The following is an 18,430-nucleotide window of genomic DNA, read 5'->3' on the forward strand; positions in this document are numbered from 1 at the left end:
CCTCTCACGCACTGCAGATCGAGGACGTAAAACACATGTCGAACGACGACAAGCTCAGGGACTACCTCAAGCGCGTGATGGTGGACCTGCGCCAGACCCGCAGGCAGTTGGGTGAGCTGGAGGCGAAGGACACCGAGCCCATCGCCATCGTCGGGATGTCCTGCCGCTACCCGGGCGGGGTCGGCTCGCCCGAGGACCTGTGGCGGCTCGTCTCCTCGGGCGGCGACGCCGTGACGGCGTTCCCCGCCGACCGCGGCTGGGACATGGACGCGCTCTACGACCCCGAACCCGGCCGGACGGGCCGGACCTACGTGCGCGACGGCGGCTTCCTGCACGACGCGGCCGATTTCGACCCCGCGTTCTTCGGGATCTCCCCCCGCGAGGCCCTCGCCATGGACCCGCAGCAGCGGCTGCTGCTGGAGACCTCCTGGGAGGCCTTCGAGCGCGCGGGCATCGACCCCGCCGCCGCCCACGGCACCCGGACCGGCGTGTTCGTCGGCACCAACGGCCAGGACCACGCCTACCTCCAGCGGCAGGGCGACGAGGACGTCGAGGCCCACCTCGTCACCGCCAACACCGCGGCCGTCGTCTCCGGCCGCATCTCCTACACGTTCGGCCTCGAAGGCCCGGCCGTCACCGTGGACACCGCCTGCTCGTCCTCGCTGGTGGCCCTGCACCTGGCCGCCCAGGCGCTGCGCCAGGGCGAGTGCTCGCTGGCGCTGGCCGGCGGTGTGACCGTCATGGCCACGCCGAACACGTTCCTCGCGTTCAGCGCACAGCGCGGCCTGTCGCCCGACGGCCGCATCCGCGCGTTCTCCTCGACCGCCGACGGCACGGCCATGTCCGAGGGCGTCGGCGTGCTCCTGCTGGAGCGCCTGTCCGACGCCCGCCGGCTCGGCCACGACGTGCTCGCCGTCGTCCGCGGCAGCGCCGTGAACCAGGACGGTGCCTCCAACGGCCTGACCGCGCCGAACGGTCCGTCGCAGGTGCGGGTGATCCAGCAGGCCCTGGAGAACGCACGGCTCACCGCCTCCCAGATCGACGCGGTCGAAGCGCACGGCACGGGCACCACCCTCGGCGACCCGATCGAGGCGGAGGCCCTGCTCGCCACCTACGGCCAGGAGCACCCCGGGGACGAGCCGCTGTGGCTGGGCTCGGTCAAGTCCAACATCGGTCACACCCAGGCGGCTTCCGGCGTCGCCGGTGTGATCAAGATGGTGATGGCCATGCGGCACGGCATGCTGCCGCAGACGCTGCACGTGGACGAGCCGACCGCGCAGGTCGACTGGTCGGCCGGCGGCGTCCGGCTGCTGACCGAGACCGTCCGGTGGCCGGAGACGGACCACCCGCGCCGGGCGGCCGTCTCGTCCTTCGGCGTCAGCGGCACCAACGCGCACACCATCATCGAGCAGGCCCCGCCGCTGGAGGAGGAGCCGGGCGAGGAGCCGCAAGAGGCCCCTGCCGCCGGGCCGTTGGCGTGGGTGCTGTCTGCGAAGAGTGCGGCGGCCCTGCGGGCGCAGGCGGAGCGGCTGCTGTCGTTCATGGAGAGCACGCCCGGCCTGTCCCCGGCCGACGTCGGCTTCTCCCTCGCCACCACGCGTGCCGCCTGGGACCGCCGCGCGGCCGTCGTCGGCGAGACCCTGGAGGAACTCACCGAGGGCGTACGGGCCTTGGCCTCCGGCACCCCCTCCGCCTCCGTGGCCGAGGGAGCGGCCCGCCTCGGTGGCAAGGTCGGCTTCCTGTTCTCCGGGCAGGGTTCGCAGCGCCTGGGCATGGGGCGGGAGTTGCATGCGGCGTATCCGGTGTTCGCGGCGGCGTACGACGAGGTGTGTGCGCAGCTCGGGGTGACGCTGGACGTCGACTCGGAGGAGCTGCACCGGACGGGTATGACGCAGCCTGCGTTGTTCGCGGTCGAGGTGGCGTTGTTCCGGCTGCTGGAGTCGTGGGGTGTGCGGCCGGATTACGTGGCCGGTCACTCGGTGGGTGAGATTGCTGCGGCTCATGTGGCGGGTGTGCTGTCGCTTGAGGATGCGGCGAAGCTGGTGTCCGCCCGTGCTGCGTTGATGCAGGCGCTGCCTGCGGGCGGTGCGATGGTGGCCGTCCAGGCGACGGAAGAGGAAGTTCTGCCGCACCTCACCGACGGGGTGGGTATCGCGGCCGTCAACGGCCCGCGGTCCGTGGTGGTTTCCGGTGCCGAGGACGCGGTGACGGCCATTGCGGCGGTCTTCGCCGAGCAGGGTCGTAAGACGTCGCGGCTGAAGGTGAGTCACGCGTTCCACTCGCCGCTGATGGATCCGATGCTGGACGACTTCGCCGCCGTCGTGCGCGGCCTGACGTTCAACGAGCCGCAGATCCCGGTGGTGTCCAACCTCACCGGCGTGCTGGCGGAGTCGTACACGGCCGAGTACTGGGTGCGGCACGTCCGCGAAGCGGTCCGTTTCGCCGACGGCGTGCAGACCCTGCACGGCCTCGGCGTGTCCACCTTCGTCGAGATCGGCCCCGGCGGCGTCCTCAGCGGCATGACGCAGGGCTGCGTCGACGACGCCGTCACCGTCCCCGTCCTGCGCGCCGACCGCCCCGAGCAGCAGGCGATCACCGCCGCGCTCGCCGAACTGCACGTGCACGGCGTTCCCCTGAACTGGCAGGCGCTCTTCCCGGGTGCGCGGAAGACCGACCTGCCCACCTACGCCTTCCAGCAGCAGCGCTTCTGGATGGAGAAGCCCGACGCCGAGGCGGCCGTCGTGGACGCGGTCGACGCCGAGTTCTGGGCGGGCGTCGAGCGCGAGGACGTCCAGTCGCTCGCCGCCACGCTGGGGCTGAGCGCCGAAGAGCTGGACGTCGTGGTCCCGAAGCTGTCCGCATGGCGGCGGCAGCGCAAGGAGCAGTCCGTCGTGGACGGCTGGCGCTACCGCTCGGTCTGGCAGCCGCTCAGCGGCCTGCCCGCCGCGGAGTTGTCCGGCACGTGGCTCTTCGTGGCGCCCGAGGGCGACGCGTGGGCCGAGACGGTCCGCGCGGCGCTCGCCGGGCGCGGCGCCCACCTGATCCCGCTGCCGGTCGGCGCGGACGTCGACCGGCAGTCCCTGGCCGCCCGACTCGCCGACATCGAGCCGGTGACGGGCGTGCTGTCGCTGCTCGCAGTCGACGAGAGCGCCTCGCCCGAGCACCCCGCGGTCTCCCGGGGGCTCGCCCGGACCGTGGCGCTGACCCAGGCGCTCGGCGACGCGGGCATCGACGCGCCCCTGTGGTGCGCCACCCGGGGCGCGGCGGCCACCGGCCGTTCGGACGACGCGCCGCTCAGCGCGGTGCAGAACCAGGTGTGGGGCTTCGGCCGGGCCCTGGCCCTCGAACAGCCGCAGCGCTGGGGCGGGCTGATCGACCTGCCCGAGACCGTCGACGAGCGCGCCGCAGGCCGTATCGCCGCCGTCCTGGACCAGGCCGCCGGGTCGGCCGAGGACCAGGTCGCGGTCCGCACGTCCGGCGTGTTCGCCGCACGGCTGACCCACGCCCAGAGCGGCACCGGCCGCCCGTGGTCGCCGCGCGGCACGGTGCTGATCACCGGTGGTACCGGTGCGCTGGGCGGCCACGTCGCCCGCTGGCTGGCCGGCAACGGCGCCGAGCACCTGGTGCTCGCCGGCCGGCGCGGCGCAGACGCGCCCGGTGCCGCCGAACTGAAGGCAGAACTGGAGGAGTCGGGCGCGTCCGTCACCCTCGCGGCGTGCGACGTCGCCGACCGCGACGCGGTGGCCGGGCTGCTTGCGGAGCACACCTTCACCGCCGTGTTCCACGCGGCGGGCGTGGAGCAGTTCGCCCCGTTCGGCGAGCTGACCCAGGCCGACTTCGCCCGCACGATGGCGGCGAAGACCGGCGGCGCCACGCACCTGGACGAACTGCTGGGCGAGCAGGAGCTGGACGCCTTCGTCCTCTTCTCCTCGATCGCCGGCGTGTGGGGCAGCGGCCTGCAGACCGCCTACGCGGCCGCCAACGCCCACCTCGACGGGCTCGCCGCACAGCGGAGGGCCAAGGGCCTGACCGCCACCGCCATCGCCTGGGGCCCCTGGGCCGACGGCGGCATGGTCACCAGCGACGACGAGGAGCAGCTGCGCCGCCGCGGCGTCGTCACCCTGCCCGCCGCGCTCGCCGTCTCCGCGGTGCAGCGCGCGCTGGACTGCGACGAAACCGCCGTCGTCGTGGCCGACATGGACTGGGAGCGGTTCATCGGGCCGTTCACGCTGAGCCGCCCGAGCCCCCTGCTGTCCGAGCTGCCCGAGGTGCGCCGCGCCGGTGCCGCAGCGGCGGCCGACGACACCACCGGTGCCGCGCCGCTGGTGGCCCAGCTGGCCGGACTGCCGGAGGCCGAGCGCGCGGAGACCCTGCTCGGCCTGGTCCGCGCACAGGTCGCGGCCGTGCTGGGACACGCCTCGGCAGCGGACGTGGAGCCGGACCGGGCGTTCAAGGACCTCGGCTTCGACTCGCTGACCGCCGTCGAACTCCGCAACAGGATCAACACCGCGACCGGCCTCGCCCTGCCGCCCACCCTGGTCTTCGACTATCCCAACGCCGCTGCCCTCGCCCACTTCCTGCAGAGCGAACTGCTCGGCGCGCAGGCCGCCGCCGCACTGCCGGCGGGGCGGACGGCCGCTGCCGACGACGAGCCCATCGCCATCGTGGCGATGAGCTGCCACCTGCCCGGCGGGGTCGACTCGCCCGAGCAGCTGTGGGACCTCGTGGTCTCCGGCGGCGACGCCATCTCGGAGTTCCCGGCCAACCGCGGCTGGGACACCGACAACCTCTACGACCCCGACCCCGAGCGCGTCGGCAAGACGTACGCGCGCGACGGCGGCTTCCTCTACGACGCCACCGACTTCGACGCCGCCTTCTTCGGCATCTCGCCGCGCGAGGCGCTGGCGATGGACCCGCAGCAGCGGGTGCTGCTGGAGACCTCGTGGGAGGTCTTCGAGCGCGCCGGCCTGACCCCCGCACAGGTGCGGGGCAGCCGCACCGGCGTGTTCGTCGGCATGGCCTACCAGGGGTACGGCGCCGACGTGCGCCGCACGCCGGAGGGCGTCGAAGGACACCGGCTGGTCGGCGGCGCGTCCAGCGTCGTCTCCGGACGGGTGGCCTACACCTTCGGCCTGGAGGGCCCGGCGGTCACGATCGACACGGCCTGCTCGTCGTCGCTCGTCGCGCTGCACCTGGCCATTCAGTCGCTGCGCAACGGTGAGTGCACGATGGCGCTTGCCGGTGGCGTCACCGTGATGGCCAGCCCCACGGTGTTCGTGGAGTTCAGCCGCCAGCGCGGTCTGTCCGCCGACGGACGCTGCAAGGCGTTCGCCGCCGGTGCGGACGGTACGGGCTGGTCCGAGGGCTCGGGCATGATCCTCGTCGAGCGCCTCAGCGACGCCGTGCGCAACGGCCACCAGGTGCTGGCCGTGGTCCGCGGCAGCGCGGTGAACCAGGACGGTGCCTCGAACGGCCTGACCGCTCCGAACGGTCCGGCCCAGCAGCGGGTCATCCGGGAGGCCCTCGCATCCGCCGGGCTCGCGTCCACCGACGTGGACGTGGTGGAGGCGCACGGTACGGGTACGACGCTCGGTGACCCGATCGAGGCGCAGGCGCTGCTGGCGACTTACGGCAAGGACCGCGAACAGCCGCTGTGGCTGGGTTCGTTGAAGTCCAACATCGGTCACACGCAGGCTGCTGCGGGTGTGGCCGGCATCATCAAGATGGTCATGGCGATGCAGCACGGTGTGCTGCCGCAGACGCTGCATGTGGACGAGCCGACGCCGCACGTGGACTGGTCGGCCGGTGCGGTGCAGCTGCTGACCGAGGCCGTGGACTGGCCGGAGGCGGACCGTCCCCGCCGGGCGGGTATCTCGTCCTTCGGTGTCAGCGGCACCAACGCGCACACCATCATCGAGCAGGCCCCCGCACCGGCGGAGCTTCCCGCCACGCCGGACTCCGGCGCGGTCGTGCCGTGGGTGCTGTCGGGCAAGGGCGAGCCGGCCCTGCGCGCGCAGGCGGCCCGGCTGGCCGACCACCTCGACACGCAGGACGGTTGGGCCGCCACCGACATCGGCCTCTCGCTCGCCTCCCGCGAGGCGTTCGAGGACCGCGCCGTGCTTGTGGCGCAGCACCCGGACGAGCTCCGGCAGGCGCTGGCCGCCCTCGCGGCCGGTGAGCCGGCGGCGAACGTGGTGCTGGGACGGGCCCGTTCGGGGAGCAGGACCGGCTTCCTCTTCTCCGGGCAGGGTTCGCAGCGCCTGGGCATGGGACGGGAGTTGTACCGGGAGTTCCCGGTGTTCGCGGACGCGTACGACGAGGTGTGTGCGCACCTGGATGCGCCGGTCGATGTCGATGCCGAGTCGCTGAACGAGACCGGGTGCACGCAGCCTGCGCTGTTCGCGGTCGAGGTGGCGCTGTTCCGGCTGCTGGAGTCGTGGGGCATCCGGCCCGACTACGTCGCGGGTCACTCGGTGGGCGAGATTGCTGCGGCTCATGTGGCGGGTGTGCTGTCGCTGGCCGATGCGGCGAAGCTGGTGTCGGCGCGTGCTGCGCTGATGCAGGCGCTGCCCACCGGTGGCGCGATGGTGGCTGTGCAGGCCACGGAAGAAGAGGTTCTGCCGCACCTCACCGACGGGGTGGGTATCGCGGCCGTCAACGGCCCGCGGTCCGTGGTGGTTTCCGGTGCCGAGGACGCGGTGACGGCCATTGCGGCGGTCTTCGCCGAGCAGGGTCGTAAGACGTCGCGGCTGAAAGTGAGTCACGCGTTCCACTCGCCGCTGATGGACCCGATGCTGGACGACTTCGCGGCAGTGCTGAACGGTCTGTCCTTCAACGAGCCGCAGATCCCGGTCGTTTCGAACCTGACCGGCGAGCTGGCGGAGCCGTACACCGCCGAGTACTGGGTCCGTCACGTCCGCGAGGCCGTCCGTTTTGCCGACGGCGTGCAGACCCTGCACGACCTTGGTGTGTCCACCTTCGTGGAGATCGGCCCCGGCGGTGTGCTCAGCGGCATGACGCAGGGCTGCCTCGACGGCGCCCTCACCGTCCCCGTCCTGCGCGCCGACCGCCCCGAGCGACAGGCGATCACCGCCGCGCTCGCCGAACTGCACGCGCACGGCGCCTCCTTGGACTGGCTGGAGTTCTTCCCCGGCGCCCACCGCGTCGACCTGCCCACCTACGCCTTCCAGCGCGAGCGCTACTGGCTGGAAGGGGAGGAGCTGGACGCCGCCGGCATCCCGGCGGACGCCATGGACTCCGGGTTCTGGGACACCGTCGAGCGGGAGGACGCGGAGTCCCTCGCCGCGACCCTGGGCGTCGGCACGGACGAATCGCTGAGCGCGATCCTGCCCCGGCTGTCCGCGTGGCGGCGGCAGCGCCGCGAGCAGTCCGTGGTCGACGGCTGGCGGTACCACGTCACGTGGAAGCCGCTCGGTGCGCTCCCGGAGGGCGGCGCGTCGGGGACCTGGCTGCTCGTGGTGGCCGCGGAGAGCGAGTGGACCGCCTCGGTCCGCACCGCGCTCGGCGAGCGCGGCCTCGACCTGGTGACGCTCGTCGCCGGGCCGGGCACCGACCGCGCGTCGCTGGCCGCTGAGCTGGCCGGCGTCGGCCCGGTGGCCGGTGTGCTGTCCCTGCTGGCCGAGGACGGCGCCGACTCAGCCGGTCACCCCGGCCTGTCGCACGGCCTCGCCTCGACCCTCCTGCTGGTGCAGGCGCTCGGCGACGCGGGCATCGACGCGCCGCTGTGGTGCGCCACCCGGGGCGCGGTGACCACCGGCCGCTCGGACCGCGTGGAGCACCCCGTGCAGTCGCAGGTGTGGGGCTTCGGCCGGGCGGCCGCCCTGGAGTACCCGCAGCGCTGGGGCGGTCTGCTCGACCTTCCCGAGCAGCTGGACGCCCGTACGGCGGCCCGTGTGGTCGCCGTCCTGGGGCAGTCGGCCGAGGACCAGGTGGCGGTGCGCGCCTCGGGCGTCTTCGGACGCCGGCTGGTGCGGGCCGTCGGCGCCACCGGGTCCGAGCAGCAGTGGTCGCCGCGCGGCACCGTGCTGATCACCGGTGGTACGGGTGCGCTGGGCGGGCACGTCGCCCGCTGGCTGGCGGGCAACGGCGCCGAGCACCTCGTGCTCACCAGCCGTCGCGGCCCGGCCGCGCCGGGAGCCGCCGAACTCGTCGCGGAGCTGGAGGAGCTCGGCGCCACCGCCACCGTCGTGGCCTGTGACGCGGCCGACCGGGACGCCCTGCAGGCCGTGCTGGCCGCGCACCCCGTCAACGCCGTCGTCCACGCCGCAGGCGTCGGCGACCACGTGATGATCGCCGACACCGACCCGGCCGGGTTCGCCGGCACGCTCTCGGCGAAGGCCGCGGGCGCGACGTACCTGGACGAACTGCTGGCCGACCAGGAGCTGGACGCGTTCGTCCTGTTCTCCTCCGGCGCTGGCATCTGGGGCGGCGCCGGCCAGAGCGCCTACTCGGCGGCCAACGCCTACCTGGACGGCCTGGCCGAGTACCGGCGGGCACGCGGGCGCACCGCGCTCGCCGTCTCCTGGGGCGGCTGGGCCGAGGGCGGCATGGCCGGCGTCGGCGACGGCGAGGAGATGCTGCGCCGCCGCGGCCTGCCGCCCATGCAGCCCGCACTCGCGATCAGCGCGCTGGCACAGGCCCTGTCTGCCGACGAAACGGCCGTGACCGTGGCCGACTTCGACTGGGAGCGGTTCATCGGACCGTTCACCGTCGGCCGCCCGAGCGCCCTGCTGTCCGACGTGCCCGAGGCGCGCCGCGCGCTGGAGGGCGGGCCCTCCGACGGCGCCGCGGCCGGCAACGCGCTGGCGGCGGAGCTGGCCGCACTGTCGGCCGGCGAGCAGGAGCGCACCCTGGTGGACCTGGTCCGCACCCACGCCGCCGCCGTGCTCGGCCACGCCGGTGCCGCGGCGGTGGAAGCGGAACGGGCCTTCAAGGACCTCGGCTTCGACTCGCTCACCGCCGTCGAGCTGCGCAACCGGCTCACGGCCGACACCGGCCTGAAGCTGCCCACCACGCTCGTCTTCGACTACCCCAACGCCACCTCCCTGGCCCTGTTCCTGCGCGCCGAACTGCTCGGCGCCCGGTCCGCCGCACTGCCGGTGGAGCGGACGGCCGAGGCCGACGAGCCGATCGCGATCGTGGCGATGAGCTGCCGCCTTCCCGGCGGCGTCGGTTCGCCCGAGGACCTGTGGCAGCTCGTGCTGTCCGGCGGCGACGCGGTCTCCGGCTTCCCCGAGGACCGCGGCTGGGACGTCGAGGGCCTCTACGACCCCGACCCGGGCACCCCGGGCAAGACGTACGCGCGCGACGGCGGATTCCTCTACGACGCGGGCGACTTCGACGCCGCACTGTTCGGCATCTCGCCGCGCGAGGCGCTGGCGATGGACCCGCAGCAGCGGCTGCTGCTGGAGACCACGTGGGAGGCCTTCGAGCGCGCGGGCATCGACCCGTCCTCGCTGAAGGGCAGCCGCACGGGCGTTTTCGTCGGCATGTCCTTCCAGGGCTACGGCGCCGGCCTCTCGAATGTGCCCGAGGGCGTCGAGGGCCATCTGCTCACCGGCAGCGCCGCGAGCGTCGTCTCCGGGCGCGTGGCCTACTCGTTCGGCCTGGAGGGGCCGGCGGTCACCGTGGACACGGCGTGCTCGTCCTCGCTGGTCGCCCTGCACCTGGCCATCCAGTCGCTGCGCAACGGCGAGAGCACGATGGCCGTCGCGGGCGGTGTGAACGTCATGGCCGTACCGGCCGCGTTCGTGGAGTTCAGCCGGCAGCGCGGGCTCTCGCCCGACGGCCGCTGCAAGGCGTTCGGCGCCGGCGCGGACGGCACCGGCTGGGCCGAGGGCGCGGGCGTGGTGCTCGTCGAGCGGCTCAGCGACGCCGTGCGCAACGGCCACGACGTCCTCGCGGTGGTGCGGGGCAGCGCGGTCAACCAGGACGGCGCCTCCAACGGCCTGACGGCACCGAACGGTCCGGCGCAGCAGCGGGTCATCCGCCAGGCGCTGGCCTCCGCCGGGCTCACCGAGGCCGACGTGGACGCCGTGGAGGCGCACGGCACGGGCACCGCGCTGGGCGACCCCATCGAGGCGCAGGCCCTCATCGCCACCTACGGCCAGAGCCGCACCGGGGAACAGCCGCTGTGGCTGGGCTCGTTGAAGTCCAACATCGGTCACGCCCAGGCCGCCTCCGGCGTCGCCGGCGTGATCAAGATGGTGATGGCGATGCAGCACGGTCTGCTGCCGCGCACCCTGCACGCGGACGAGCCGACCCCGCACGTGGACTGGTCCGCGGGCGCGGTGCGGCTGCTGAACGAGGCCGTGGAATGGCCGGAGTCGGACCACCCGCGCCGGGCGGCCGTCTCGTCCTTCGGCGTCAGCGGCACCAACGCGCACACCATCATCGAGCAGGCCCCGGCGGCCGAACCGGCCGCCGTCGCACCGGCCGAGGTCGCCTCGGCGACCGTCCCGTGGGTGCTGTCCGGCAAGTCCGAGGCGGCTCTGCGGGCCCAGGCCGAGCGCCTGCTGTCCCTCGCCGCGCAGGCGGACGACCTGTCCCTCGCCGGCGTCGGCTTCTCGCTGGCCACCACCCGGGCCGGACTGGAGCACCGCGCCGCCGTGACCGGCGGCGACCGCGACCGGCTCCTCGGCGGCCTGCGGGCCCTGGTGTCGGGTACGCCCGCTCCCGGTCTCGTGCTCGGCCGCGCGGACGCCGGCCAGGTCGGCTTCCTCTTCTCCGGCCAGGGCTCGCAGCGCATCGGCATGGGCCGGGAGCTGTACGAGGCGTTCCCGGTCTTCGCGGAGGCGTACGACCAGGTGTGCGCCCACCTCGACCGGCACCTCGAACGGCCGCTGCGCGACGTGGTCTTCGGCGAGGACGCCGACGAGCTGAACCGCACGGTCTTCACGCAGCCCGCGCTGTTCGCGATCGAGGTCGCGATCCACCGCCTGCTGGAGTCGTGGGGCATCCGGCCCGACTGCCTGGCGGGTCACTCCGTGGGCGAGATCGCCGCGGCCCATGTGGCGGGTGTGCTGTCGCTGGCGGATGCGGCGAAGCTGGTGTCGGCGCGTGCCGCGCTGATGCAGGCGCTGCCCGCCGGTGGCGCGATGATCGCCGTGCAGGCCACCGAGGACGAGGTCCTGCCGCACCTCACCGACCAGGTGAGCATCGCGGCGGTCAACGGGCCGCAGTCCGTGGTGGTTTCGGGTGCCGAGGATGCGGTGGAGGTCATCGCGGAGGTCTTCGCCGAGCAGGGTCGTAAGACGTCCCGGCTGAAGGTGAGTCACGCGTTCCACTCGCCGCTGATGGACCCGATGCTGGAAGAGTTCGCCCGCGTCGTCGAAGGCCTGCACTTCGAGAAGCCGCGCATCCCGGTCGTCTCCAACGTGACCGGCCGGCTCGTCGACATGTACACCGCCGAGTACTGGGTGCGGCACGTCCGCGAGGCCGTGCGCTTCGCCGACGGCATCCGGACCCTGGACGAGATGGGCGTGACCCGGTTCGTGGAGGTCGGCCCCGGCGGCGTGCTGAGCGCCATGGCCCAGGGCTGCCTGGACGGCGCGATCACCGTCCCGGCCGTCCGGGCGGACGCACCGGAACCCGAGGCGATCACCGGCGCCGTTGCGCAGGCCCACGTGCACGGCGTCCCCGTCGACTGGCACGCCTTCTTCGCCGGCCGCGCCGCCCGGCGCGTGGACCTGCCCACCTACGCCTTCCAGCACCAGCGGTACTGGCTGGAGACCACCGCCCCCACCGCCGCCACGGGCACCGACCCCGTCGAGGCCGGGTTCTGGGAGACGGTGGAGCGCGAGGACGCCCAGTCCCTCGCCGCCACGCTCGGCCTGCCCGCCGAGCAGCTGGACGCGGTGCTGCCCCGGCTGTCCGCGTGGCGCCGCCGGCGGCGCGAGGAATCCGTCGTGGACGGCTGGTCCTACCGCGTCGGCTGGAAGCCGCTGACCGGCCGCTGGAACGGTGAACTGTCCGGCCACTGGCTGTTCCTGGCCGCCGAGGAGACCGAGTGGACCGCCGCCATTGGCGACGGGCTCACGGCCCGCGGCGCCCGGCTGGTCCCGGTGACGGTCGACCCGGCCGCCGACCGCGGCACCCTGCAGCAGCAGATCGAAGCTGCCGTCCGGGAGACCCCGGTCGAGGGCGTGATCTCCCTGCTCGGCATCGACGAGCAGCCCCACCCCGAGCACCCGGCCGTCTCCGTGGGCACCGCGCTGTCCATCACCCTCGTGCAGGCGCTCGGCGACGCGGGCATCGACGCCCCGCTGTGGGCGCTGACCAAGTCGGCCATGTCCACCGGCCGTTCGGACACCGCACCGAGCGCCGTCCAGAACGCCGTCTGGGGACTCGGCCGGGTCGCTGCGCTGGAGCACTCACGGCGCTGGGGAGGTCTCGTCGACCTCCCGGAGACGCTCGACGAGCGGGTCACCGGCCGCCTCGCCGCGGTGCTCGGCCAGTCGGCCGAGGACCAGGTCGCGATCCGCGCCCGGGGCGTCTTCGGACGCCGCCTCTCCCACGCCCCTGCCGGCCGCACCGGCCGTGCGTGGTCGCCGCGGGGCACGGTGCTGGTGACGGGTGGTACGGGTGCGCTGGGTGGTCATGTGGCGCGGTGGCTGGCCGGTGCGGGTGCGGAGCATCTGGTGCTGACGAGTCGTCGGGGTATCGGTGCTCCTGGTGCGGCGGATCTGAAGTCCGAGCTGGAGGCGCTGGGTTCGCGGGTGACGGTTGCCGCGTGTGATGTGGCCGATCGTGCGGCGGTGGCCGCGCTGCTGGCCGAGCACCCGGTGAACGCCGTCGTGCACACCGCCGGCGTGGACCACCTGGAACCCTTCGAGAGCATGACGCTCGGCTCCTTCGCCGACGGGCTGGCCGCCAAGGCGGCCGGCGCGGTCCACCTCGACGAACTGCTCGCGGGCCAGGAGCTGGACGCCTTCGTCCTCTTCTCCTCCATCGCCGGCGTGTGGGGCAGCGGCCACCAGGCCGCCTACGCCGCCGCCAACGCCGTGCTCGACGGCCTCGCCGAACGCCGCCGTGCGCACGGCCTGGCCGCGACCGCCGTGGCCTGGGGCCCCTGGGCCGGCGGCGGCATGGCCGAGAGCGAGGGCGCCGACGAACGCCTGCGCCGCCGCGGCCTGATCCCGATGCCCGCCGCCCTCGCGGTGTCCGGCCTCCGGCAGGCCCTGGACTCCGGCGAGACGACCGTGACCGTGGCCGACATCGACTGGGAACGGTTCATCACCCCGTTCACCGTGGGACGCCCGAGCGCACTGCTCGGCGAACTCCCCGAGACCGAGCGGGCCCTGAGCACCGGCGGCCGGACCGAGGAGACTGCCACCTCGCCGCTCGCCGCCCGGCTCGCCGGGATGCCCGAGGCCGAACAGCACACGCTGCTCGTCGATCTCGTCCGCACGCACGCGGCGGCCGTGCTCGGCCACAGCGGCGCCGGTGAGGTCGAGGCCGACCGGGCGTTCAAGGATCTCGGCTTCGACTCGCTCACCGCCGTCGAACTGCGCAACAAGCTCAACACCGAGACCGGCCTCGCCCTGCCCCCCACGCTCGTCTTCGACTACCCGAACGCCCACGCGCTCGCCCGTCAACTGCGCACCGAGCTCACCGGCCGCACCGCCGCGGCCGCGCCCGACGTGGTCACCGCGGCGGCCGCGGACGACGACCCGATCGCCATCGTGGGGATGGCCTGCCGGTACCCGGGCGGCGTCCGCTCGCCCGAGGACCTCTGGCGGCTCGTGGCCTCCGGCAGCGACGCCGTCGGGGAGTTCCCGGCGGACCGCGGCTGGGACCTGGACGGCATCTACGACCCGGACCCGGACGCAACCGGCAAGACCTACACGCGACACGGCGGATTCCTGTACGAGGCCGGGGAGTTCGACCCCGCGTTCTTCGGGATCAGCCCGCGCGAGGCCACGGCCATGGACCCCCAGCAGCGGCTGCTGCTGGAGACCACGTGGGAGACCTTCGAACGGGCCGGCATCGACGCGGAGTCGGTGCGCGGCACCCGGACGGGCGTCTTCGTCGGATCCGGCTACCAGGACTACGCGGCACAGGCGTTCAACGCCGTCGACGACTCCGAGGGCTTCTTCGGCACCGGCAACTCCGCGAGCATCATGTCCGGCCGCATCGCCTACAGCTTCGGTCTCGAAGGCCCGGCGGTCACCGTGGACACGGCGTGCTCGTCGTCCCTGGTGGCCCTGCACTGGGCGACCCAGGCACTGCGCAACGGCGAGTGCACGATGGCACTGGCCGGCGGCGTGATGGTCATGTCCACCCCGCGCGCCTTCATCGAGTTCAGCCGCCAGCGGGGCCTGGCCGCCGACGGCCGCTGCAAGGCGTTCGCCTCGGCGGCGGACGGTACAGGCTGGGCGGAAGGCGTCGGCATGCTCCTGGTGGAGCGGCTCTCCGACGCCCGCCGCAACGGCCACCAGGTCCTCGCGGTCGTCCGCGGCACCGCCATCAACCAGGACGGCGCGTCCAACGGCCTGACCGCCCCGAACGGCCCCGCCCAGCAGCGCGTCATCCGCCAGGCCCTCGGCGCCGCCGGCCTCACCGCCGCCGACGTCGACGTGGTCGAGGCGCACGGTACGGGCACGACGCTCGGTGACCCGATCGAGGCGCAGGCGCTGCTGGCGACCTACGGTCAGGAGCGTCCCGAGGGGCAGCCGTTGTGGCTGGGTTCGTTGAAGTCCAACATCGGTCACACGCAGGCTGCTGCGGGTGTGGCAGGCATCATCAAGATGGTCATGGCGATGCAGCACGGTGTGCTGCCGCAGACGCTGCACGTGGACGAGCCGACCCCGCACGTGGACTGGACGGCCGGTGACGTCCGGCTGCTGACCGAGGCCGTCGACTGGCCGGAGTCGGACCGTCCCCGCCGGGCCGCCGTCTCGTCCTTCGGTGTCAGCGGCACCAACGCCCACACCATCATCGAGCAGGCCCCGCCGGCCCCCGCCGACGAGACCGGCACTGCAGCATCCGGCCCCCTGCCGTGGCTGCTGTCCGCCAAGAGCAGTGCGGCGCTGCGCGACCAGGCACGACGCCTGCTGAACTTCGCCGTCGACGGTGTCTCACCGGCCGATGTCGGCTTCTCGCTGGCCACCACCCGCACCGCCCTGCGCCACCGGGCAGCCGTCGTGGGGGAGAACCACGAGGACTTCCTGCGCGGTCTCAAGGACCTGGCCGCGGGGAACCCGTCGCCCGGTGTGGTGCTGGGGCGTTCGGCCGGCGGCAAGACCGGCTTCCTCTTCTCCGGGCAGGGTTCGCAGCGCCTGGGCATGGGACGAGAGCTGTACCGGGAGTTCCCGGTGTTCGCGGACGCGTACGACGAGGTGTGTGCGCACCTGGACGTGACGGTCGACGTCGATGCGGAGCAGGAACTGAACCAGACGGGAGTCACCCAGCCTGCGCTGTTCGCGGTCGAGGTGGCGTTGTTCCGGCTGCTGGAGTCGTGGGGTGTGCGGCCGGATTACGTGGCCGGTCACTCGGTGGGTGAGATCGCTGCGGCTCATGTGGCGGGTGTGCTGTCGCTGGCTGATGCGGCGAAGCTGGTGTCGGCGCGTGCTGCGCTGATGCAGGCGCTGCCCACCGGTGGCGCGATGATCGCCGTGCAGGCCACCGAGGACGAGGTGCTGCCGCACCTCACCGACGAGGTCGGTATCGCCGCCATCAACGGCCCGCAGTCCGTGGTGATTTCGGGTGCCGAGGACGCCGCGACGGCGATTGCGGAGCTCTTCGTTCAGCAGGGCCGTAAGACGTCCCGGCTGAAGGTCAGCCACGCGTTCCACTCGCCGCTCATGGACCCGATGCTGGACGACTTCGCGGCCGTGCTGAAGGGGCTGACCTTCAACGAGCCGCAGATCCCGGTCGTCTCCAACGTGACCGGCCGGCTCGTGGACGCGTACACCGCGGACTACTGGGTCCAGCACGTCCGGGGCGCCGTGCGGTTCGCCGACGGCATCCGGGCGCTGCACGCCGAGGGCGTCACCACCTTCGTGGAGATCGGCCCCGGCGGCGTGCTCAGCGGCATGGCCCAGAGCTGCCTGGACGAGGCGGTCACGGTGCCGGTGCTGCGCAACGACCGCCCCGAGCGGCACGCGCTCACCACCGCCCTCGCGCAGCTGCACACCCACGGCGGCACGGTGGACTGGAGGACGTTCTTCTCCGGTGCCCGGAAGGCCGACCTGCCCACCTACGCGTTCCAGCACGAGCGCTACTGGGTGGACGCCGCGGCACCCGCCGCCACGGCGGCCGACCCGGTGGACGCCGAATTCTGGGAGACCGTGGAGCGCGAGGACTTCGCCTCGCTCGCGGCCACGCTGGAGATCCGCGCCGAGGACGCGTTCAGCGACGTGCTGCCGCGCCTGTCGTCATGGCGGCGGCAGCGCAAGGAGCAGTCCGCCGCGGACGCCCTGCGCTACCGGATCACCTGGAAGCGGATCTCCGACCCCACCGGCACGCACCGGACCGGCACGTGGCTGGTCCCCGTCGGCGCCGCGCAGCTCGACGACGCATGGGTCGCCGCCTGCCTGAGCGGGCTGACGGCCCAGGGCCTCGCCCCGCTGCCGGTCCCGGTCGACCCGGCCGCCGGCCGGAAGGACCTGACCGGCCTGCTCGCCGAAGCGGCGGGCGACGAGCCCGTCGCGGGCGTGCTCTCGCTGCTCGCCCTCGACGGCTCTCCGGCCCCGACCGCCGGACTGGCCAACGGTGTCGCCCTGTCCGTCCTGCTCGTGCAGGCGCTCGGCGACGCGGGCATCGACGCACCGCTGTGGTGCGCGACCCGGAACGCGATGGGCGTGAGCCCCGACGACGACCTGGCGGACCCCGTCCAGTGCCAGGTGTGGGGCCTCGGCCGGGCGGCCGCGCTGGAGCACTCCGCGCGCTGGGGCGGTCTGATCGACCTTCCCGCCGGGATCGACGACCGGACCGCGGAGCGGCTCGTCGCCATGCTGGGCCAGTCGGCCGAGGACCAGGTCGCGATCCGCGCGGCCGGGGTGTTCGTACGACGCCTCGCACGGGCCACCGATGCACCGGGCGGCCGTGCGTGGTCGCCGCGGGGCACGGTGCTGGTGACGGGTGGTACGGGTGCGCTGGGTGGTCATGTGGCGCGGTGGCTGGCCGGTGCGGGTGCGGAGCATCTGGTGCTGACGAGTCGTCGGGGTATCGGTGCTCCTGGTGCGGCGGATCTGAAGTCCGAGCTGGAGGCGCTGGGTTCGCGGGTGACGGTTGCCGCGTGTGATGTGGCCGATCGTGCGGCGGTGGCCGCGCTGCTGGCCGAGCACCCGGTGAACGCCGTCGTGCACACCGCCGGCACCGCCGAGCCGGGCATGCTCGCCGAGACCGGCCTGGAGGACTTCGCGGCCACGGTCGCCGCGAAGGCGCTGGGCGCCCGGCACCTGGACGAGCTGCTGGGTGATCAGGAGCTGGACGCCTTCGTGCTCTTCTCCTCGATCTCCGGCGTCTGGGGCAGCGGCGGCCAGGCCGCCTACGCGGCCGGCAACGCCTTCCTCGACGGCCTCGCCCGGCACCGGCGGGCCCGCGGCCTCGCCGCGACCGCGGTCGCGTGGGGCCCGTGGGGCGGGGGCGGCATGGTCGACACCGCGGAGGAGGAGCGGCTGCGGCTGCGCGGCCTCACGGTGCTGCGCCCGGCGCAGGCGGTCTCCGCGCTGCACGGCGTGCTGAGCAGCGGGGACACCGCGGTCACCGTGGCGGACGTGGACTGGGAGCGGTTCGTCGTCCCGTTCACCCTCAGCAGGCCGAGCGCCCTGCTGGGCGACCTGCCCGAGGTCAGGAGCGTCCTGGCCGAGGAGTCCGCCGAGCGGGCGGGGGAACCGTCGGCGCTGCGGGAGAAGCTCTCCGGGCTGGCCGGGGACGAACAGGAACGGCTGCTCGTGGACACGGTGTGCGCGCATGCCGCGGCCGTCCTCGGTCACAGCGGCTCGGGGGCGGTGGAACCGGACCTGGCGTTCCGGGACCTCGGCTTCGACTCGCTGACCGCGGTGGAGCTGCGCAACCTGCTCACCGCCGACACGGGCCTGACGCTGCCCGCGACGCTGGTCTTCGACCACCCGACGCCCCAGGCCATCGCCCGGTACCTGCGGTCCGAACTCGCCGGCGAGGCGGGTCCGGCGGAGGTCTCGGTCTTCGGCGAACTGGACCGGCTGGAGGCAGTCATCTCGACGGCCGTCGACGGGGAGACGGTCCGGTCGGGCGTGCGGAAGCGGCTGCAGGACCTGCTGGCCCTGGTCAACTCCGCAGGTGAGCGCGGGGAGAAGGACGCCGACGCGCAGCGGAAGCTGGAGGACGCGACGATCGACGACATCTTCGACTTGATCGACCAAGATCTAGAAAATTCCTAGTCCTCGGCCCTCTACCTTCGACAACAGCCAAGGACGGATGGGGC

The 18,430-nt window shown here is 73.6% G+C and carries 1 protein-coding gene; it reads left to right on the top strand.

The annotated features are described in order from the left end of the window. Positions 1-35: 35 nt before the first annotated feature. Positions 36-18,386, top strand: a complete 18,351-nt coding sequence (locus ACLHRZ_RS03475; RefSeq protein ID WP_490416713.1) for a type I polyketide synthase — start codon at positions 36-38, stop codon at positions 18,384-18,386. Positions 18,387-18,430 lie beyond the last annotated feature (44 nt).

It is taken from the genome of Streptomyces sp. AM25 (assembly GCF_058146165.1).

Coding starts and splice junctions, on each gene's coding strand:
- ACLHRZ_RS03475 (WP_490416713.1), top strand. CDS start 36: ATGTCGAACGACGACAAGCTCAGGGACTACCTCAAGCGCGTGATGGTG.